The organism is Pradoshia sp. Z5_111 (assembly GCF_058267535.1).
On record NZ_JBZCPQ010000001.1, the window covers coordinates 412,784 to 432,997 of the forward strand.

At 36.5% G+C, this 20,214-nt stretch carries 15 protein-coding genes, 1 pseudogene and 1 riboswitch; of the genes and pseudogenes, 13 read left to right on the plus strand and 3 right to left on the minus strand.

All coding sequences use genetic code 11. The features are described from left to right. Window positions 1-30: 30 nt before the first annotated feature. Window positions 31-519 carry an STAS domain-containing protein gene (locus AC4D4A_RS02035; RefSeq protein ID WP_490994353.1) on the minus strand — a complete coding sequence of 163 codons (489 nt, stop codon included), beginning with the start codon at window positions 517-519 and terminating at the stop codon, window positions 31-33. A gap of 810 nt (window positions 520-1,329) precedes the next feature. Here AC4D4A_RS02035 and AC4D4A_RS02040 point away from each other — a divergent pair. Together AC4D4A_RS02040 and AC4D4A_RS02045 are read left to right on the plus strand one after the other, a co-directional pair. Beyond that, window positions 1,330-2,637 carry a hemolysin family protein gene (locus tag AC4D4A_RS02040; RefSeq protein WP_490994354.1) on the plus strand — a complete coding sequence of 436 codons (1,308 nt, stop codon included), beginning with the start codon at window positions 1,330-1,332 and terminating at the stop codon, window positions 2,635-2,637. 72 nt (window positions 2,638-2,709) lie between these two features. Continuing rightward, entirely contained in the window at window positions 2,710-3,771 is a 1,062-nt protein-coding gene (locus AC4D4A_RS02045) for a hemolysin family protein (RefSeq protein ID WP_490994355.1), read from the plus strand. Window positions 3,772-3,833: 62 nt separating this feature from the next. Here the strand turns inward: AC4D4A_RS02045 and AC4D4A_RS02050 are convergent. Then, window positions 3,834-4,171: pseudogene (locus AC4D4A_RS02050) on the minus strand (YunG family protein). A 312-nt stretch (window positions 4,172-4,483) separates the two neighbouring features. On the opposite strand from AC4D4A_RS02050, the gene AC4D4A_RS02055 reads away from it, so the two are divergent. The 6 genes from AC4D4A_RS02055 to AC4D4A_RS02080 all read left to right on the plus strand — a co-directional run bounded on the left by AC4D4A_RS02055 (window position 4,484) and on the right by AC4D4A_RS02080 (window position 14,673). After that, window positions 4,484-6,646, plus strand: a complete 2,163-nt coding sequence (locus tag AC4D4A_RS02055; protein ID WP_490994752.1) for a DNA topoisomerase III — start codon at window positions 4,484-4,486, stop codon at window positions 6,644-6,646. A 90-nt stretch (window positions 6,647-6,736) separates the two neighbouring features. Further along, entirely contained in the window at window positions 6,737-7,663 is a 927-nt protein-coding gene (locus AC4D4A_RS02060; RefSeq protein WP_490994356.1) for a manganese-dependent inorganic pyrophosphatase, read from the plus strand. A 381-nt stretch (window positions 7,664-8,044) separates the two neighbouring features. After that, window positions 8,045-8,500, plus strand: a complete 456-nt coding sequence (locus AC4D4A_RS02065; protein ID WP_490994357.1) for a YueI family protein — start codon at window positions 8,045-8,047, stop codon at window positions 8,498-8,500. 165 nt (window positions 8,501-8,665) lie between these two features. Next, window positions 8,666-10,906 (plus strand): DEAD/DEAH box helicase, encoded by a 2,241-nt coding sequence (locus AC4D4A_RS02070; RefSeq protein ID WP_490994358.1) that lies wholly within the window; start codon window positions 8,666-8,668, stop codon window positions 10,904-10,906. An 85-nt stretch (window positions 10,907-10,991) separates the two neighbouring features. After that, window positions 10,992-11,173, plus strand: a riboswitch (cobalamin riboswitch). A 166-nt stretch (window positions 11,174-11,339) separates the two neighbouring features. Further along, a complete protein-coding gene (locus AC4D4A_RS02075) occupies window positions 11,340-13,604 on the plus strand; it encodes a ribonucleoside-diphosphate reductase subunit alpha (RefSeq protein ID WP_490994359.1) in 2,265 nt (754 codons plus the stop codon). 16 nt (window positions 13,605-13,620) lie between these two features. Beyond that, on the plus strand, window positions 13,621-14,673 hold the full coding sequence (locus AC4D4A_RS02080) for a ribonucleotide-diphosphate reductase subunit beta (RefSeq protein ID WP_490994360.1): 1,053 nt from the start codon (window positions 13,621-13,623) through the stop codon (window positions 14,671-14,673). A 46-nt stretch (window positions 14,674-14,719) separates the two neighbouring features. Here AC4D4A_RS02080 and AC4D4A_RS02085 read toward each other — a convergent pair whose 3' ends face one another. Then, the gene (locus tag AC4D4A_RS02085) at window positions 14,720-14,872 is read right to left on the minus strand and encodes a YpzG family protein (protein ID WP_077248014.1); all 153 of its coding nucleotides are present in this window, start codon (window positions 14,870-14,872) and stop codon (window positions 14,720-14,722) included. Between the two features lie 1,080 nt (window positions 14,873-15,952). On the opposite strand from AC4D4A_RS02085, the gene AC4D4A_RS02090 reads away from it, so the two are divergent. The 5 genes from AC4D4A_RS02090 to AC4D4A_RS02110 all read left to right on the plus strand — a co-directional run bounded on the left by AC4D4A_RS02090 (window position 15,953) and on the right by AC4D4A_RS02110 (window position 20,155). Continuing rightward, complete coding sequence (locus AC4D4A_RS02090) at window positions 15,953-16,555, plus strand: DUF6438 domain-containing protein (protein WP_490994361.1); 603 nt, start codon at window positions 15,953-15,955, stop codon at window positions 16,553-16,555. Between the two features lie 133 nt (window positions 16,556-16,688). Then, window positions 16,689-17,792 (plus strand): branched-chain amino acid aminotransferase, encoded by a 1,104-nt coding sequence (locus AC4D4A_RS02095; RefSeq protein WP_490994362.1) that lies wholly within the window; start codon window positions 16,689-16,691, stop codon window positions 17,790-17,792. A 172-nt stretch (window positions 17,793-17,964) separates the two neighbouring features. Next, the gene (locus AC4D4A_RS02100) at window positions 17,965-18,396 is read left to right on the plus strand and encodes a MarR family winged helix-turn-helix transcriptional regulator (protein WP_490994363.1); all 432 of its coding nucleotides are present in this window, start codon (window positions 17,965-17,967) and stop codon (window positions 18,394-18,396) included. 30 nt (window positions 18,397-18,426) lie between these two features. Continuing rightward, entirely contained in the window at window positions 18,427-19,293 is an 867-nt protein-coding gene (locus AC4D4A_RS02105) for a YitT family protein (RefSeq protein WP_490994364.1), read from the plus strand. A 127-nt stretch (window positions 19,294-19,420) separates the two neighbouring features. Beyond that, window positions 19,421-20,155 carry a gamma-glutamyl-gamma-aminobutyrate hydrolase family protein gene (locus AC4D4A_RS02110; RefSeq protein ID WP_490994365.1) on the plus strand — a complete coding sequence of 245 codons (735 nt, stop codon included), beginning with the start codon at window positions 19,421-19,423 and terminating at the stop codon, window positions 20,153-20,155. The last annotated feature ends 59 nt before the right edge of the window (window positions 20,156-20,214 follow it).

The window sequence follows — 20,214 nt, forward strand, 5'->3', positions numbered from 1 at the left end:
TTTTAAATTCCTTATCACTGAAATCTCAATCTATTTCAGTGATTCCTTTACCATAATAAGACCCTTTTCTTTCATTAAACATTCCAGTGCTGTTTTAAAGGTTGAGAATGTATGTAGTGAATTAGTAAAAGGTAATTGGGAAGAGACTAAGTCTTTTACGAATTCTGGTGATAAGCCTACAACGAGGACTTGTATTCCCATCACTTTTAGGGAGGATATTAAGTTTCCTATATTCTCACCCATCAGTTCTAAATTATCACAATCTTTTAGTACAAAACCGGAAAAATCCAGTACGATGGAATCGATTTCTGAGTTATTTACATAATTTAATATGATTTGAATAACCTGATCAAAGTAGGCTACTGAAACATCAAAAGTTAAAGGAACAAGTAAGGTATCGGGTATGATGGAAGCAATCATCGGGACTGAAACTTTACGGTCCTTAGCTTCCAACTCCCTGACTCTTTCGGTTAAATCATTTATTTGCTTAAGAAGTAATTCTTTTTCGTTAGTCTCCATCTTCAACCTCGCTTATCTAAAATATATACATTGACTTCAGGTATATTATTGTTTAATTCGGTGGAAACACATGTAAATCCTTTATTTTAAAAAAAACTTCGAAAGTAAACCGATTGATAAGAATACTATATAAGGGTGGATGTTTAGAACTGGAGTTTACCATACGCGCAGCATAAAAGACTTTTAGATTGCCGTGAATGATTATGAAGGTATATATGGTTGCATTAACATATAAAAAACTATAAATCATATAATAATTTTGAAATGGATGTTTTTTATAGAATCCTACATAGTAGTAGCCAAATAAAGGATTAACCCTTGTTAGTATGATCCTTTAGTTTCTATAGAATGTTATTTTAATAAAATTTGTGAAAGTTTTTTGAACATTTAGATGAATTTATTGTAGTTATAAGGGATTTCATTTTATATTAACATTATTTTATGTTATAGTTTTTCCTAACTATATCAGGCAAGGAGGCTAACTAGATAGAATTGAAAGGCTTAGTATGATAATCCAATGCAACAGACTCCTTTTAAAGATGTTTTTCATTAGAGAAGGATCTTCCGCTTAACTCTTCTTAAATCGTGTCCTACCATGGTAAGGAAGGATTTCGATTAATTTCTACTTTAATTATATTTTCACCCAATTTGAGAGCATTTAACATTCTCGGCTTGGTCTTTTGCATGCAGAAGAGTATTTAGAGATAATAAGGATGTTACCAAAACTAATAACAAAACGTAAAGAACTATTAAACTAGTAATAATTTTTAAAAATAATTTGGAGGTGAATCCCTCTTAAGAGGGAAATAATTGGACATAACCACGATAATCAATCTTGTTTTACTTGTAGTACTAATAGGAGCCTCAGGGTTCTTCGTAGCATCTGAGTTTGCGGTCGTAAAAATTCGGATGTCCCGTATTGATCAATTAATTTCAGAAGGAAACAAAAAAGCGGTGCTTGCTAAAAAAGTAGCAAGTGACCTCGATTACTATCTTTCTGCCTGTCAGCTTGGTATTACCGTAACCACTTTAGGACTTGGTGCACTGGGTAAACCAGCGGTTGAAGGTCTGTTGTATCCTTTGTTTAATCTTTTTAATGTGCCAGACACAGTTGCATCTGCATCGTCCTATGCAATTGCTTTTATACTGGTTACTTTCTTGCATGTTGTAGTGGGGGAAATGGCGCCTAAAACGCTTGCCATCCAATTTGCTGAAAAACTTACATTAATGCTTTCACCGCCTTTATATTGGTTTGGCAGAGTGTTGTCACCATTTATTAAAGCATTAAATGGGACATCAAGAGTAATTCTTCGTGCATTTGGAGTCAAACCTGCAGGACATGAAGAGGCATATTCTGAAGAAGAACTAAAGATTATTATGACTCAAAGCTTTCAGGGTGGAGAAATTGATCAAACGGAATTGGAATACATGGAAAACGTGTTTTCGTTTGATGAACGTGTTGCCAAGGATATTATGGTTCCAAGAACTGAATTGGTTACGCTCGATTTGAATATGAATTATGATGAAATCGTGAGCATTATTGATGAACATAACTACACACGTTATCCGGTTGTTGAAGATGGGGATAAAGACAAGATTGCCGGAGTAGTAAATGTGAAAAAAATGCTGACTCATATTGCTGCCAAAAGAGAACGTAAACTTGAAGAATTTGTTAGGGACTTGCCTTATGTTCTTGAAGCAACCCATATACAGGATGCGTTGTTGAAAATGCAACAGGAACGGGTACATATGGCTTTAGTCATTGATGAATACGGAGGCACTTCAGGAATTCTTACGATGGAAGATGTGCTGGAAGAAATCGTAGGAGAAATTCGCGATGAGTTTGACGCTGATGAAGTGGCCGATATCCGTAAAGTCGGAGAAAACCAATATATGATTAATGGACGAGTCCTTTTGAGTGAGATGGAGGAACTGTTTGGTTTAGAGTTTGAGGACAGTGAAGATATAGATACAGTCGGAGGCTGGATTCAATATCAAAAAATTGATACTGTTCAAAACGGCGATTCCTTAGAGCATGGTAAGCATCTATGGACTGTCAAGGAAATGGATAACCACCAAATTAAACAAGTATTATTTACTCAAAAGGTTAAGAAATAATCAAAAGAATTATTGGAACAACAAATTTTTTTACTATTCTTGGAGGTGAATCCCCCTTTATGGGGGAAATAATTGGACGGATCAATCGCTTTAAATTTATTTTTAGTAGCTATATTTATAGGGCTTACTGCATTCTTTGTGGGTGCTGAATTTGCCATTTTGAAAGTAAGGATGTCCAGAATTGAACAATTGATATCTGAAGGCAACAAAAAGGCGGTTCTTGCCAAAAAAGTTGCGGAGAATCTGGACTATTACCTGTCAGCATGTCAATTGGGTATTACGGTTACAGGATTAATATTAGGTGCTTTGGGTGAACCAACAGTTGAAAAAATGCTCCATCCTGTATTTGATGAATGGGGGATCTCAGAATCAGTATCTACTGTCCTCTCCTATGTGATTGCTCTTACCATCGTCACGTTCTTGCATGTTGTTATAGGTGAACTTGCTCCTAAAACATTGGCAATCCAATTTGCAGAAAGATTATCCTTGCTTTTATCGCCGCCGCTATATTGGTTCGGAAGAGTAACAAAACCTATTATTAATGCATTAAATGGTTCTGCACAATTTATCCTTCGAATCTTTGGTGTACAGCCTGCTGGACATGATACAGTCCATTCGGAAGAAGAATTGAAACTAATTGTCACTCAAAGTTATGAGAGCGGAGAGATTAATCAAACTGAGCTGGCTTATCTAGAGAACATTTTTGCATTTGATGAACGTATTTTAAAAGATATTATGATTCCAAGAAATCAAATTGTCACTTTGGATAAGAAAATGTCTCTTGAAGAAATTCTTGAAACGCTTGATCGCTATGAATATACTCGCTATCCTGTTACGGAAAATAGCGATAAAGATCTTCTGGTTGGATTTATTAACACGAAAGAAATGCTGACAAATATAGCAGCAGGGCGTGAAAGACCGATTCAGGATTTTATTCATGATATGCCGCGTTTGAAATCAACTACTCATATCAAGGATGTATTATTAAAAATGCAGCAAAGTCGGATGCACATGGCTATCGTTGTAGATGAAAAAGGCACTATAGCCGGCTTGGTCACGATGGAAGACATATTGGAAGAAATCGTTGGAGAAATTAAAGATGAATATAATGGAGATGAACTGCCTGCAACTTAATGGCAAGTTTATTCAATAGTATGTAGAAGGAGGGAGGCTTTCCGTTGAGTTGTTGACAAAACTTAGCGGAGCCTCTTTTTTATGCATTTAAATAGTTGATTACTGCTTGTTTGAGTTTCATTGGTGTCTGAAAAGGCTTCCTCTCTATTTGAGCTGACAACCATATATCCAATATCATTTTTAAATTAGGAAGCTGTAAAATCATATCTTTTACCATCTATAAAATTATAAAAATGCCAACCCTCAGGCTTATTTCGCTGCCTAATAAATCCTGGACAACTAATGCAGTGACACCGCATTGACCCTCTACCGGTATAAGGTTAGTCCATTTCCAACTTGATTTTAAAGACCATGAGTTATACAATGCCTTCTTTATTTGAGGAAGATGCCCAGTCTCTATACAAAACCTCCTTTTTTAATCTAATCTATTAGTAATTGCTCCAAAACTTGTATCTATAAGATTTCCACAATTTTGGTAAAAAGTTGATAGTCAAGGAGTTACGAAGAAATATATGCTTTTTAAATATACTCTAATCCATAACGGTTATCCACTAATTACCAGTTTAAACTTTTCAGAATCCTTGTAGTAAAATAGAAGTATCTTTAAAAATAAAATAAAAATGATACTATTAGCAAGTGGACTTTTTTATTAGATTTTTAAGCTAAAGTAATGAACAAATTTTCATAGAAGGAGTTTGACCTGAAAATGGGAATCCCATTGATTATTGCGGAGAAACCGGATCAAGGAGTTACGCTGGCTTCTCCATTCTCTTTCAAAAAAAGGGACGGGTATTTAGAGATTGCTCCTAATGAAGTATTTCCGGAAGGGGCATTATGTTCATGGGCCATCGGACATTTAACCGAATTATCCTCACCGGAGAAATATAAACCGGAGTGGAAAAGATGGGCTATTGCCACATTGCCTATTATCCCTGATAAATTTACATATGAAGTGACAAAATCAAAAACAAAGCAATTTAACATTATCAAGCAATTATTGAAGCGACCAGATGTCGAATCGATTATCCATGCAGGTGATGCTGGGAGAGAGGGTGAATTAATCGTACGCAATATCATTGCGGTGAGCGGCGTTCGTAAACCGATGAAGCGTTTATGGATCTCTTCTTTAACGAAAAAATCCATATTAGAAGGATTTAACAGCCTCCGTGACAGCCAGGAAACTATACCTCTCTATCATGAAGCTTATACAAGATCGTGTGCAGATTGGCTTGTTGGCATGAATGCATCAAGAGCATATTCCTTGCTGCTTAAACAAAAAGGTATGAATGATGTATTCTCTGCAGGAAGAGTACAGACACCTACACTAGCTTTAATAGTGAAACGGGAATTGGAGATTGAAAAATTTGAATCTAAGCCATTTTGGGAAGTCATTGCTACGTTTGATATAAATGGGCAGATTTATGAAGGAAAATGGGAAAAGGATCAAGAGTCCAGGCTGGATAAGCAGGAGATGGCTCAAAATATTGCAGCTTTTTGTAAAAATAAAGATGCAAAAATTGTAGAAATGAAGACGGAGCGTAAAGAATTCCAGCCGCCATTATTATTTAATTTATCGGCCCTGCAGGCAACCGCCAATAAAATGTATAAGTATTCTCCTAAACAAACACTGGATATTACGCAAAAACTGTATCAAAAAGGAATTGTCTCTTATCCGCGGAGTGATTCAAACTACGTGACTAAAGGAGAGGCGGAGACATTTCCAGAGATCCTTTCGAAACTTGCTCAGTTCGAGGAATATAAATCATTCATACCGGTTCCAAACGGATCTATTATTAATAACTCTAGGTTCGTTAATGAAAAGAAAGTATCGGATCACTATGCGATTATTCCTACTGAACAGGTGACGAATCCAGCGAAGCTTTCAGGAGAAGAAAGGAATATCTATGATTTAATTGTGCGTCGTTTAATTGCTGCCCATTATGAGTCTGCCATCTTTGACTATACAACCCTCATAACATTAGTAGATGGAAGGGCAGAGTTCATTTCAAAAGGAAAGCAGCAAATACGGGAAGGCTGGCGTCAAATTATTTTCCAGCAAGAAAAGGATGAAGATACCATCCTTCCGAATGTACAAAAAGATGATGAAGGCAAAGTGAAAAGCGTTAAAGTAAAAGAAGGAAAAACGCAGCCGCCTAAACGATATACCGAGGGACAATTAATTACGTTAATGAAAACGGCCGGTAAGCATCTTGATAATGAAGAACTCGAAAAAGTGCTAATGAAATCAGAAGGACTGGGAACGGAAGCAACAAGAGCGGGAATTATTACGATGCTGAAGGATAGAAAATATATAGATGTTAAAAAGAATCAAGTATTTGCGACCGATAAAGCGAAAGTGTTGATCAGAGCGATAGGCGACGAGATATTGGCTTCACCCGAAATGACAGCTAAATGGGAGCAGCGCTTGGCCGAAATCGGGCAAGGGAAAGCATCAGCTGCTCAATTTATGGAGCAGACAAAGAAATTAACAGGCAAAATCATTGAAGATGCTGTAAAAGGCTTTGAAACCTGGGATTTTTCAGGATTAAAGGTTGAAACGATTGAACGTACCTCTTCTAAGTTTACAACAGGGAAAAAGGTAGGTGCCTGTCCGCTGTGTAAAGGGGATATAGTCGATAAGGGTGAATTTTATGGATGTGCGAATTATAGGCAAAACCAGTGTAAATTTACGTTTTCGAAAAAAATTCTCGGAAAAAAGATTTCCCAAACCAATATGCAGAAATTATTAAAAGATGGGAAAACCAATGTCATAAAAGGATTTAAAAAAGGAGAAAAATCATTTGACGCGGCGATTGAATGGAAGGACGGTAAAATTAATTTCCTGTTTTCAAATGAAATTGCTCCAAAAACTTAAAAATTTTTGTGCATTCAGGTATAATGGTCGAAGGAGTTTCCATTTGCGCTGGTAAATGGAGTACATATTATATTAAGGGAGTTTTTGTAAATGAGTAAAGTATTGATTTTTGGACATAAAAATCCAGATACTGACACAATTTGTTCAGCAATCGCTTATGCTGAATTAAAAAAAGAGTTGGGTGTTGAAGCAGAGCCGATTCGACTTGGTGCCATTAATGGTGAAACACAATATGCACTTGATGCATTTAAAGTGGCAGCTCCCCGTTTGGTTGAGAAGGTTGCGGAAGAAACTCAGGAAGTAATTCTTGTGGATCACAATGAAAGACAGCAAAGTGCGGATGATATCGATCAGGTTCGAGTATTAGAAGTTATTGATCATCACCGCATTGCTAATTTTGAAACAGCGGATCCATTGTACTACCGTGCTGAGCCGGTTGGATGTACAGCTACCATTTTAAATAAGCTATACAAAGAAAACGGCGTTCAGATCAAAAAAGAAGTGGCTGGCTTAATGTTATCCGCTATTATTTCTGATTCTTTATTATTCAAATCCCCAACATGCACGGAGCAGGATGTTGCTGCTGCAAAAGAATTGGCTGAAATAGCTGGTGTGAATGCAGAAGAATACGGATTGGAAATGTTAAAAGCTGGAGCAGATTTAAGCAAGAAAACTATTGCAGAATTAATTTCTTTGGATGCTAAAGAGTTCTCCATGGGCACATCAAAAGTGGAAATTGCACAAGTGAATGCAGTTGATACAAACGATGTAATGGCGAAGCAAGTAGAACTCGAAGCAGCTATGCAGGCAGCTATTAATGAAAAGGGTCTGGATTTATTCCTATTAGTTGTAACAGATATCCTAACAAATGATTCTGTTGCCCTTGCTATTGGTGAAAAAGCTGCAGCAGTTGAAAAAGCTTTCCATGTTACATTGGTAAATAATACAGCTGTTCTAAAAGGGGTTGTTTCCCGTAAGAAACAGGTAGTTCCAGCATTAACAGAAGCATTATCGTAAGTTTTACTTGCAAAATATCTGGCATGATGTTATATTAATATATGCGATGAGCTGAATTGTGTAAGTCGAGCACATACCTTATGGTACACACTATGTGGAGTGTGGTGACTCGCCTCAATTTTTTCGAACAAGGCACCTGTTTTTTAACAGGTGTCTTTTTATATATATTCATACCTGGGATTCGGTTGAATATATCAATAATGGTACACAAATAGCGAGCTTTAAATACATAATGCTGGCGGATCAATCAAAAAATAGTAAAGAGGCTAATCAGGTTTTCTTAAATAGGGAATCGTTGAGAAGGCATTTTACCAAACTAATACATAAGCTCAAGTTAAGAACGATTTACATATGTTAATTAGTATTCAAGGAGGAAATAAAATGAATAAGAAAACAGTAGATGATTACTTACAGGAAGGGATACATGGCGTTAAAGAAATAAAGCCTGCTGAACGGAAAGAATTTCTTGGGAGCTTACGTGAACGTGTGGTTGTCGCATTAACACAGGCTCAGGTTTTTCAAAAACAAATCCCACATGGATTTATTGACCTATTGAAAAAAAATAAGGGCGCTAAGCTTTATTTAAATGGCCACATTAATTATTCCCATCTATCGAAATTCGTTAAAGCAGCAGATGAACATGGGATTCAATTTAAAATCGTGACCAATAAAGACTATAATTCACCTAATGGTTTGGTATTGGCCTATGATCATGCAATTAATAACGATAACATTACATTAAAAGAACCGGCACAGGAAGAAACTAATACTGAGGAGACAGAAAAAAAGACAGGTTTTTTTGAATCACTTAAGCAACTCTTTACAAAAAAATCATAAACAAAATGTCATAACTATACACCCCTTAATACGAGAAACAATACGGTGTCTGGATGCATGTTTCGGTTAGGTGAGTATGTGCCATCGACTATTCTAGTTTTAGTTTGTATGGTATAGTTATCAAATTAGAGATAATTTAGGTTTATGATTTGAGGGGCACAAAGAATGAATTCAACACAAGAATATATTGAAGAATGGCAGGAAGCACTTGAAGAAGAGATTCAGTATTTAAAAAAATATGGAAGTACCCGCTATCACCTGATGAATGGCAATAAGATTATGTCAGGTGATTCTTTTACGTACTATTTTGAGTCATCCAGTATTTTGCGTATACCTGTTGGAACGATTTCTAAGCTGGAATGGGGCGGGAGTCGGTTTGATGCCAGAATCCTATCGTCTGAGGGCAATAGTTTGCTTCTGTCTCTTGAACAATCAATAGGTGAATTGATTGAAGAGGCTACGATTTATCATGACCCATGGGAACTTTTAGATCAGCTAATTGAAAGACTGGATGATATCAGGAAAAGTAAGCGGAAAAGAAGTCGGGTTAAACGGATTATGGAGCCTTCCATGCCTGATAAACGAACGGACAAAACAAGTAAAAGCGCGGTACGCGAATTATATGCCAGATCAAAATATAACCCGGTCACATATGTTTGGGGACCGCCAGGAACAGGAAAAACGTATACTTTAGCACGAACGGCAGCCAATAAATATTTTAAAAAGAAACGTATATTAGTTCTCTCTCACAGTAATCAGGCTGTGGATGTCCTGCTTGCCGAAATTACGGCATTTGTTAAACGAGCGGATCGTTTTCATGAAGGAGATATTTTACGTTACGGCTCTCAAACTGGTGAGGGTCTTCTGATGCATGGGGATATATTGCCGGCTAAATTATTGGAAAGTCATGATGGACATTTAGTGAAGGAAAGGGATTCGATTGCTGAAGAAAAGAAACTGCTAAAAAAAGATCTGTCTCTGTCTTTTAGCGTACGTGACTCGGAGCAGCTTCTTGACCTTGAAAAAAAACTGGGCAGAATCTTAGAGAAAATAAGGCAAAAAGAAATTCATTTAGTCAAAAATGCCTTCATTGTTGGGACTACCTTGGCGAAAGCAGCAATGGACCCGAGTATTTTTGAACAAGAGTATGATCTAGTTATCATTGATGAAGCCAGTATGGCCTTTATCCCGCAAATTGCCTTTGCCGGCTCTCTCGCCAAGCGTTGTATTATTTGTGGAGATTTTAAGCAATTGCCTCCTATTGCGGTTTCGAGGGGAGAGCTTGTAGACCGCTGGCTGAAGGAGGATATCTTCCATCGTGCCGGTGTTGCTGATATTGCACGAGGAGGAAAACTTCATACTCATCTGTTTTTATTAAAGGAACAGAGGAGAATGCATCCGGATATCTCCGCTTTTACGAACCAATATGTCTATAATTCACTGGTTGGCGATCATCCAAGTGTTCATATAAACAAAAAAGATATCGTTTCAAAAACACCTTTTGTAGATCGTGCTTCCGTACTGTTAAATACGAGCTTCACAGGGGAACACTGCTTTACGGGCACTTCCTCTGGTTCTAGAATGAATTTGATGAATCTATTGTTATCCTTTCAGGTTATTCATGAAGCCTACAGCAATGGGAGTAAATCAATCGGTTATGCAACCCCTTATCGTGCGCAGGCACAATTGATGGAAACATTAATTAAAGATCTATATGAGGAAGAGAACGGCCTGCATGATATATTGGCTGCCACTGTCCATCGTTTCCAGGGAAGTGAACGGGAAGTAATGGTATTTGATAGTGTAGATAGTTATCCGCAAAATCGGGCAGGGATGCTTTTAACGGGCAGGGAAAGTGAACGGCTGTTAAATGTTGCAATTACCAGAACAAAAGGGAAACTGATTCATGTCAGCGATGTGGAGTTTATAGAATCAAAAGTTTCGCATACAAAAACTCTTCATCAGCTCGTTCAATATCAAATGAAACGGAATCAAATGGTCAATATGGATCAAATAGGCAAATGGATTGCCAACCATCATCCAAAATTACAATGGATTTATGCAAGAAATTTGGAAGGGTTCTATCAGGATTTAAAAAAAGCCCAATCTTCCATTATCCTTTCCTTGCCAAATTCCAGTGTGTTATCATCGGATTTTGTTCAAAGAGTGAAGACGAGGAACTCAAGAACAAGACTGATGATGTATTCTCCAGATTCCCATTCCTATTTGGATCCGGATATCCATCTTCAGAATGGGCCAAGCTTCACATTTGTCATCCTTGACCAAAAAGTATTGTGGTTGGGGGTTCCTCTTGAAGCCAATAAACGTGTTCATCCGCCATACATTGGAATTCGATTGAAATCCGAAGCATTTATCAATCAATTTCTCCAGCAATTGCCTAAATAAATTGTCGGAATTTTAGTTGCTATTTTCACATATAAGATTTATAATTCTATATGTTGTTATTGTTTTAAATTAAAATACTATATATTGAGTTTAACGTGTTTAAGGTGTCGTAATTCGACTTAATAGGGAATCCGGTTAAAATCCGGAACTGTACCCGCAACTGTAAATGCTGATGAAATAAGTAAACCACTGTAGAGAAATCTATGGGAAGGACTTAGAGTAAAGCGAAGCATGAGTCAGGAGACCTGCCTTTTTCACTGGTTTGCCTTTATCGGGAGCAATGAAGGTGGAACGGATGAAATAGCAATATTGAACAGTTCGATCTTGTTATTATTTCTTTCCCATTGCTTATTTTTAGGCAATGGGATTTTTTGCGTGGAGGGAACAGACGTTTTTAATCGATTTATCGGCAAACAATAAGGGGGAATTTAGTATGGCAGTATCTTACGAATCAAACTATGCAAGTCTGGAAGTTATAAATTTAAAAAGCATAGAAACATACATAAAGGAATGTGTTAGTTCTTATACATCTATCTATTCAGCAGAGGAATACTTAGAAAAAATCAAGACAGCACTTGAGTATAAGTCTGACTATAGCAAGAAAGAGTTGGTGAATTTACTGGTACTAAGCGCCGTAGAGCGTATCTCTGCTGATGAGCCTGATTGGACATTTGTGGCGGCAACTATTTATTTAGACCAGTTATATGATAAAGCTTCAAAAAGCCGGGGATATGATTTAACACACAAATATGGGAGCTTTCATCAGCTTGTTGAACTATTGACTGATATGGGGATTTATAATCCAGCATTGTTAAATGAATATACGGAAGACGAAATCAATGAACTCGAAGCAGTCATCGATCCATCAAAAGATCAGTTGTTTACGTATATTGGCATTCGGACACTGGCAGATCGCTATTTAGCCAAATCTCATCATGGAAGCTTATATGAACTTCCTCAGGAACGGTTTATGATTATTGCCATGACTTTAATGATCAATGAGCCTAAAGAACAGCGAATCGAATTAATAAGAGAAGCATATTGGGCCTTATCTAATCTATATATGACGGTGGCAACTCCTACGCTTGCTAATGCTGGGAAAAGCTATGGCCAATTATCCAGTTGTTTTATCGATACTGTTGATGATAGTTTACAAGGTATCTATGATTCAAACACCGATATTGCCAATCTATCTAAAAATGGCGGAGGAATAGGTGTTTATTTAGGGGGAATTAGAGCGCGAGGCAGTGATATTAAAGGATTTAAGGGTGTTTCCTCAGGAGTTATACCATGGATGAAGCAATTAAATAATACCGCCGTCAGTGTGGACCAACTGGGCCAAAGACAGGGTGCCATTGCAGTTTATCTGGATGTTTGGCATAAGGATATATTTGCCTTCCTCGAAGCGCGTTTAAATAATGGGGATGAACGTTTTCGAACGCATGATTTATTTACTGGTGTATGCATTCCGGATTTATTTATGGAAATGGTCAAGGAGCGGGGTACCTGGTATTTATTTGATCCGCATGAAGTAAGAAAAGTAATGGGATATTCTCTTGAAGATTATTTTGATGAAGAAGCAGGGGATGGCCAATTCAGACAAAAATATACTGAATGTATCAAACATCCGCAGCTTTCCAAAAAAGAAATACCTGCCATTGAAGTGTTTAAGGCGATCATGATTTCTCAGCTTGAAACAGGAACACCTTATATGTTTTATCGGGATACGGTCAACCGCTCTAATGCTAATCGCCATAAAGGAATGATATATTGCAGTAATTTATGTACGGAAATTATGCAAAATCAAAGTGCTACCAAAGTTATTGAACAAAGAACCGAGGATGGGAAAATTATTATTGAAAAAACACCGGGTGACTTTGTTGTATGTAATCTTTCGTCTATCGCCCTTGCCAAAGCTGTAAAGGAAGATGTCCTTGAACGCTTAATTAAGATACAGGTGAGAATGCTTGATAATGTCATTGATTTAAATAATATCCCGGTCATTCAGGCAAATATAACGAATAAAAATTATCGTGCTATAGGACTTGGGACATTTGGCTGGCATCATTTATTAGCGCTTGAGGGCATTGCCTGGGAATCAGAGAAAGCCGTTGAATACTGTGACCGATTATATGAAAAAATCGCTTATTTAACGATTAAATCAAGTGTGGATTTAGCTGGTGAAAAAGGTGCTTACCCATTTTTTGAAGGATCTGATTGGGAGACCGGATCTTATTTTGACCAAAGAGGCTATGATTCAGATGCTTGGAATCAATTGAAAAACAGAGTGCATACATCCGGAATTCGAAATGGCTATCTTATGGCCGTGGCACCGAATTCTTCAACTGCGATTATTGCCGGCTCTACATCCGGAATTGATCCGATTTTCAGAAGGGAATATTCCGAAGAGAAGAAGAATTACCGCATTCCAGTGACTGCACCTGACTTGAATCTGGAGACGATGTGGTATTATAAATCCGTTTATTTAATTGACCAAAAATGGAGTATTCTCCAAAACGCACGTCGTCAAAAACATATCGATCAGGGAATCTCGTTTAATTTGTATGTCCGTAACGATATTAGAGCACGTGAGTTATTAGACTTGCATCTGCTTGCATGGGAGACCGGATTAAAAACAACATACTATGTACGTTCTACATCAAGCGCTGTTATAGAAGAATGCGAAAGCTGCCAATAAGGATGGGGGAAATATAATGGATACAAAAACAATAGTGGAAAAACGTAAATTAGTCGATCGGGATGCACCGAATAGCTCAACAGGCATTATTAATGGCAGAAATTCGAATATTTTAAATTGGGACGATGTTCGCTATCCATGGGCATATCCTAAATATAAAGTAATGCTATCTAATTTTTGGACACCTTTTGAAATCAATATGGTAAATGATGCGAAACAATTTCCAAATCTTTCGGAAATTGAACAAGAATCCTTTCTGAAAATTATAGGCTTGTTGGCATTGCTTGATAGTATCCAGTCTGACTATGCCAGTAAAGTCGCCGACTATTTAACCGATTCATCACTGAATGCCTTGATGATCATGCTGGCGCAGCAGGAAGTTATTCATAACCATTCCTACTCCTATGTATTGTCAAGTATTGTTCAGAAAAGCAAGCAAGATGAAGTTTTTGAATATTGGAGAACCGAAGAAATTTTGCGTAAACGAAATGATTTTATTACTGATGGCTATCGAGATTTCACAGAAAATCCAACTATCGAAAATCTGCTTAAATCGATTATCTATGATGTAATCCTGGAAGGGCTCTTCTTTTACTCAGGCTTTGCTTTCTTTTATAATTTGGCCAGAAATCAAAAGATGGTGGCAACTTCGACGATGATTAATTATATAAATCGAGACGAACAGATCCATGTTGGGCTGTTTGAGAAGATTTTTAAAGAAATTTTGGCTGAACATCCCGAAACAAATACAGAAGAATTGAGAAGTTTTGCGATTGAAACCTTCCGAACTGCAGCAGAGCTTGAGATTGAATGGGGTCATAAAGTTATTGGGAATAAAATTGAAGGAATTACAATGGCTGAGCTCGAACAATATATCCAATTTATGGCCAATAAGCGTTGTAATCAATTGGGGTATGGAAGATCTCCATTTCCAGAGGTTCCGAACAAAAATCCATTAAGATGGATTGTTGCGTATCAGGAAGTGGATTTAGGCAAGACGGATTTCTTTGAGCAGAAATCAAGACAGTATACAAAAACAACAGATACAAATGGATTTGATGAATTGTAATGTAAAAAAGACGCCAATTACGGCGTCTTTTTGCTTGAAAGCATCCTTACCAGCGGTGAGCTTTCGCATTGCTCCTCAAAATGATATTGGTTTGGGACATTGCAGTATGTCCGTTAACCTGTGATTTTGAGCGTTTCCGCCTTGTCCAGTTATGGTGAAAAAGAGAAGAGTGTGGATCTAAATGATTCCGGTAACTCATTGCTTATCACCCCATCAGTAGGATACGTTCTGATGTCCCTTTTTGAGGACATCAAGTATAGGATATACAAAATGAGTGACTTTTAATCTCGGAAAAAGTTCACGAATTATTTTCTATATTATGATAAAATATATATAATATGGATATTAATGGTGGGATAATTATGCGAAATTTGGAATATGAACAATAATAACGGAGAAAACTATGCCGCGGTCTCCCATTTTGACAGAATGATTTATAAAATCATCTGTTAAAGGGTAAAATTCGATGAAATAGCACTGAAAGAAGTCCGGAAGTATGATATGACTGTTGTTTATAGCCAGAAGCCTATCTAATCCAATGTTTATATGACGTTGGTGCTTTTATCATTTTTAAAAGCCATTCCTTGGAAAGTACCGAGTTTTGAGTTGGATCATTATTTGGATGTATGATATATAATCCACCAGATTATTCAGGCGGATGGGTACTTTGATGTAACACATCATCGATTTATCCTTATTGCGGAACCTGTATAAGTAAATGTGTTATTGAATAAAAGTCGGGCTTTCTTATAGTTTGTTTTCTGCTTATGAGCCAGCACTTCTTTCAGATAAAATTTGTCCAAAAGAAAGATTGCTGTTTCTAATTTTCGTAAAATTAAAGTTAGCATATTTATCTGAAACATCAATTTTATACAGATGTGTTATAGTAGCTTAGTGATTGATTTTAATTTATTGGCAGAAATCCATACAGAAACATTCCTCGATATTGTCAAGAAAGATCAGCTTATTCTCTATTCAATTTCTTCACCAAGTAAAATACGCTCTCCCGAAAGTATGATAACTTATATCTAAAGAGACATATTATATAAATTAGGAAATTTAACTCATATTATTTGTATGATAGCCGGCCTTAAATAGATACTTTTGGTCTTTAATTAATGTGTCAGTTGGATTATTATAAGTGGTATTGGTCTTTCATAGTATATATGGTAGACTATTTTATCTGGAAAATGTTTGAAATTTGAGCACGGTGATAAATATATATAGACATCTAGCACTCTAAAGAATCAGTTTGGACTAATAGGAGGAAATGAAAAAGTTGTTTAAAGAATTTTCCATCTCGCGGACATCATGTCTTGGCAAATCCCCGATTTATCAGGCAACCATCACAAGTGAAGGGCATGTAAGTTGGCAGGGTGAGAAGTATGTTTCATATATAGGCGTTAAGAACTTTACGGTTTCTAAGCAAAGAGTAAAAAAAATTGAAGATCTCTTGCTGTCATTCGATTACAAAAACTTCATCTATAATACTACTGCACAAATTGTGCCAGATAGCCCGACTTGTGTTACCCGATTGGTATATCAATTTGGCGAACATAAGACAGTAGTACATGATTTGGGTGACGAGGATGCTGCTTGTGAAAATAGTAAGCATACTTTAAAAAAATTGGATGCCTTTGAAAGGAAAATGGAAGAATTATTGGGATTAAAGAATTTAATTAAACAACCTCTCTATCTCTTCCATATTAAAAGAAAGTCAAACTCACATGAGGAATATGTAATATCCAGCTCCAATCAAGCTGATGCATTTCAAATGATTAATGTGAATGAGGCTAATTATCATAACTGGCAGATTGATAAGTTAGGAAAAGATAGTACAGGTCGTATACATCCATATATCATTATGAGCTCGGAGCGCTAAAACATTTGATTATAAGAAATAGTCGTTGAATTGGATTATTTTTATAAATATTAAGCTTGCTACTTGCAGGTTCCCAATTTGAGGAGTACAATTAATTTTATTAATTATTCTGACAATTTAAAGGGGACATCACATGGATACTCAACTAATTTCTATCACAAAAACCAATTATAAAAAAGAAAAGCCCAATCCTGAAACACTTGGCTTCGGAAGAATTTTTACGGATCATATGTTTATTATGGATTATGATGAAGAATTGGGTGGGTGGCATGATCCGAGGATTATTCCCTATCAACCTATTACACTAGAGCCTTCCTGTATGACTTTTCACTATGGACAAACGGTTTTTGAAGGGCTAAAAGCATATCGTACTCACGATAATCGGGTTTTTCTGTTTAGAACGGAAAAGAATTTTGAACGGATGAACAAATCTAATGATCGTTTATGCATCCCCCATATAGATGAGTCGTTTGTTATCAAGGCATTGGAAATCCTAATCGATATTGATCGTGAATGGATTCCGGACCGGGAAGGTACTTCTTTATACATACGGCCGTTTATTATTGCAACAGAACCTTATTTGGGTGTTGCACCGTCCAAGCATTATCAGTTCATAATCATTTTGTCACCAGTGGGAGCGTATTATAAAGAGGGAATCAATCCCGTTCGAATTGGTGTTGAGAAAGATTACGTACGATCTGTAAAGGGCGGTACAGGGATGGCCAAAACAGGCGGTAATTATTCATCCAGTCTTAAAGCGCAGGAGCTGGCAGAAGCACTTGGCTGTTCACAGGTGCTTTGGCTTGATGGAATTGAGAAAAAGTATATCGAAGAAGTCGGAAGCATGAACGTCTTCTTTAAAATAAATGGTGAGGTTGTCACGCCTGCATTAAACGGCAGTGTATTGGATGGTGTGACTCGTCAATCAATTATTCAGCTATTACAACATTGGAACATCCCAGTTACAGAACGTCGAGTTTCTATGCAGGAGATTATTGAGGCTAATAAAAATGGGAAATTGGAAGAAGCCTTTGGGACAGGAACAGCAGCAGTAGTTTCGCCAATTGGTGAATTATTATGGGATAATGAAATTTTAACCATCAACAAAGGGAAAATAGGAACGTTAACGCAAAAATTATATGATACCATCACAGGGATACAAAATGGTAAAGTAGAAGATCCATTCAATTGGATAAAGGAAGTCAAAGAAGAAAGCCAGATACATGCGTATAAATAATAAGTTTTTAAAGAAAATCGTGGGTAACCACGGTTTTTTTTGCATTTTTGTTTGGTGGATACTAATTTGGAAAGTGTATATAAAAAATAGTTAAAGTGTTTAATTATTATATGGTATAATAATTAAGCGAAAAAATTAAATTTATTCTCGATGTGAGAGAGGGCAATATAGGATGGATGGAAAAGAGAATCAAATAGAAGAATTTGAAAGTATATTGATTTCTACAATTAGAACAATCATGTCGGAGATTACGCAGCATCAGGATTTGGGGATTACCGGATCGCAATTTCATTTGTTAAATAAAATCGAAAAAGAAAAAGTAACGAACGTTAAACATTTAGCGAAAATCCTCAATGTGAAACCAAGTGCGATCACCGTCATGCTCGAAAGGCTGGTGCAGCATGGGTTTGTTTCAAGAGTTCAAGATGAGAAGGATAGAAGATCTGTCGCTGTAACACTTACCGAAGAAGGGGTTCGAGTTCTTCAACAGGCAAAAGAGAACTCCCGAGAAGTTTTAAAAAAATATGCAGCTTTACTGGATGAACACGAGCTTAAGGTATTAAATTCTATTCTTCAAAAATTCAGTGATTATCAATCCAAATAATAAATATTTATAAAGAAAGAAGGAACAGTTTTGCCAAAAACACATAAAAAAGCATCTATATTTAAAATACTAACGAGATTTTTCTTCATTACACTTGGTGCAGTCATGATGGCTGTCGCATTGGAACTCTTCTTGGTACCAAACAGTGTCATTGATGGTGGAATAACTGGGATATCTATCATGCTTTCGCATATAACCAAACTACAGCTGGGACTATTCATCTTTATTATTAACTTGCCATTCCTATATATTGGATACAAACAAATAGGAAAAACTTTTGCGATTTCCTCTATTTATGGTATCGCCGTGCTTTCTATTAGTACAGCAATGTTGCATCATGTTGAGCCATTTACAGATGAGAAAATCCTTGCGGTGTTATTTGGAGGATTGATTCTTGGGCTTGGAGTTGGGATTGTTATTCGTGTGGGAGGCGCCCTTGACGGTACAGAAATCATAGCGATTTTATTATCTAAGAAATTAAGATTGCCAGTTGGACAAATCATTATGTTCATAAATGTTTTCATCTTTATTGCTGCAGGTTTCGTGTTTGAATGGGATTCTGCAATGTATTCTATTTTCGCGTATTATATGGCCGCTAAGGTTATGGATATCGTAGTTGAAGGTTTAAATGAATCTAGATCTGTAACGATTATTTCCAACGAATATGCAGAAATTTCAGAGGCTATTCAGGATCGCCTTGGAAGATCGACCACGTTTATTTATGCAAAGGGTGGCTACCTAAAGGAAGATACGCAAATGGTTTATTGCGTAATGACACGTCTGGAATTGGCTAAATTAAAAGATGTTGTACATGATATTGATGAAAATGCCTTTATAGCGATTCAGAACGTTTCTGATGTTATGGGCGGTAACTTTGAAAAGAAAAACATACACTAATATTAATATGATAGCAGCTCATCATTGGGCTGCTATTTTTTGTTAGTTGAATAAATTACAAATATTTCTAGAGTAAAAATAATATTTAATGGGAATAGAAGTGAGAGATTAAGGGAGGAATTTAGATATGAAAAATGATAAACCGATTATTGGGTTAACAAGTAATATATTAAAAATAGAAGGAAACAATACAACAACTGTATTTTTAAGTTATTCAGAAGCAATAAAAAAAACAGGTGGAATTCCATTGATTTTTCCATTGGGTAATGAGGAACTCGCTAAGATTTGGGTTTCGATGGTTGATGGGATTTTATTAACGGGTGGTATTGATGTGAATCCGATATTTTACAATGAACCACCAAGTGAGGATTTAGGAGACACACATAAGGGGCTAGATCAATCACATTTCCAAATCATTGAAGAAGCACGCAAGCAAGGGAAACCGTTATTTGGAATATGCAGGGGTTCACATTTAATTAATGTAGCATCAGGTGGAAGTCTCTACCAGCATGTTGAAGAAGATAAAGAAGATGATAATTCTGATGATTTGGAGCATCTATCAAATGTAGAGCGGCCTGAGCCAGTTCATACAGTTTTTTTAGAACAGGATAGCCAACTATATAGTATTGTCAAAAAGGATAAAATGGATGTGAATAGTTTTCATCATCAGGGCATAAAAGAGTTAGGTAAAGGCTTAAAACCAGTCGCGAAGGCTGAAGATGGATTAATAGAAGCGTTTGAAGGAATTGATGATTCAATTATGGCAACTCAATTTCATCCAGAAGAATTGCGTAAACATGATGCCAGCATGGATCAATTGTTAAGACATTTTATTGGTGTTTGTAAGCAAAACGCTTTATGAGAAATTAAGTAAGCTAAACAAAAAGACTGTCATTTGGCAGTCTTTTTCTATGTGTAGTA

Coding starts and splice junctions, on each gene's coding strand:
- AC4D4A_RS02035 (WP_490994353.1), bottom strand. CDS start 519: ATGGAGACTAACGAAAAAGAATTACTTCTTAAGCAAATAAATGATTTA.
- AC4D4A_RS02060 (WP_490994356.1), top strand. CDS start 6,737: ATGAGTAAAGTATTGATTTTTGGACATAAAAATCCAGATACTGACACA.
- AC4D4A_RS02065 (WP_490994357.1), top strand. CDS start 8,045: ATGAATAAGAAAACAGTAGATGATTACTTACAGGAAGGGATACATGGC.
- AC4D4A_RS02070 (WP_490994358.1), top strand. CDS start 8,666: ATGAATTCAACACAAGAATATATTGAAGAATGGCAGGAAGCACTTGAA.
- AC4D4A_RS02075 (WP_490994359.1), top strand. CDS start 11,340: ATGGCAGTATCTTACGAATCAAACTATGCAAGTCTGGAAGTTATAAAT.
- AC4D4A_RS02080 (WP_490994360.1), top strand. CDS start 13,621: ATGGATACAAAAACAATAGTGGAAAAACGTAAATTAGTCGATCGGGAT.
- AC4D4A_RS02085 (WP_077248014.1), bottom strand. CDS start 14,872: ATGAGTTACCGGAATCATTTAGATCCACACTCTTCTCTTTTTCACCAT.
- AC4D4A_RS02095 (WP_490994362.1), top strand. CDS start 16,689: ATGGATACTCAACTAATTTCTATCACAAAAACCAATTATAAAAAAGAA.
- AC4D4A_RS02100 (WP_490994363.1), top strand. CDS start 17,965: ATGGATGGAAAAGAGAATCAAATAGAAGAATTTGAAAGTATATTGATT.
- AC4D4A_RS02110 (WP_490994365.1), top strand. CDS start 19,421: ATGAAAAATGATAAACCGATTATTGGGTTAACAAGTAATATATTAAAA.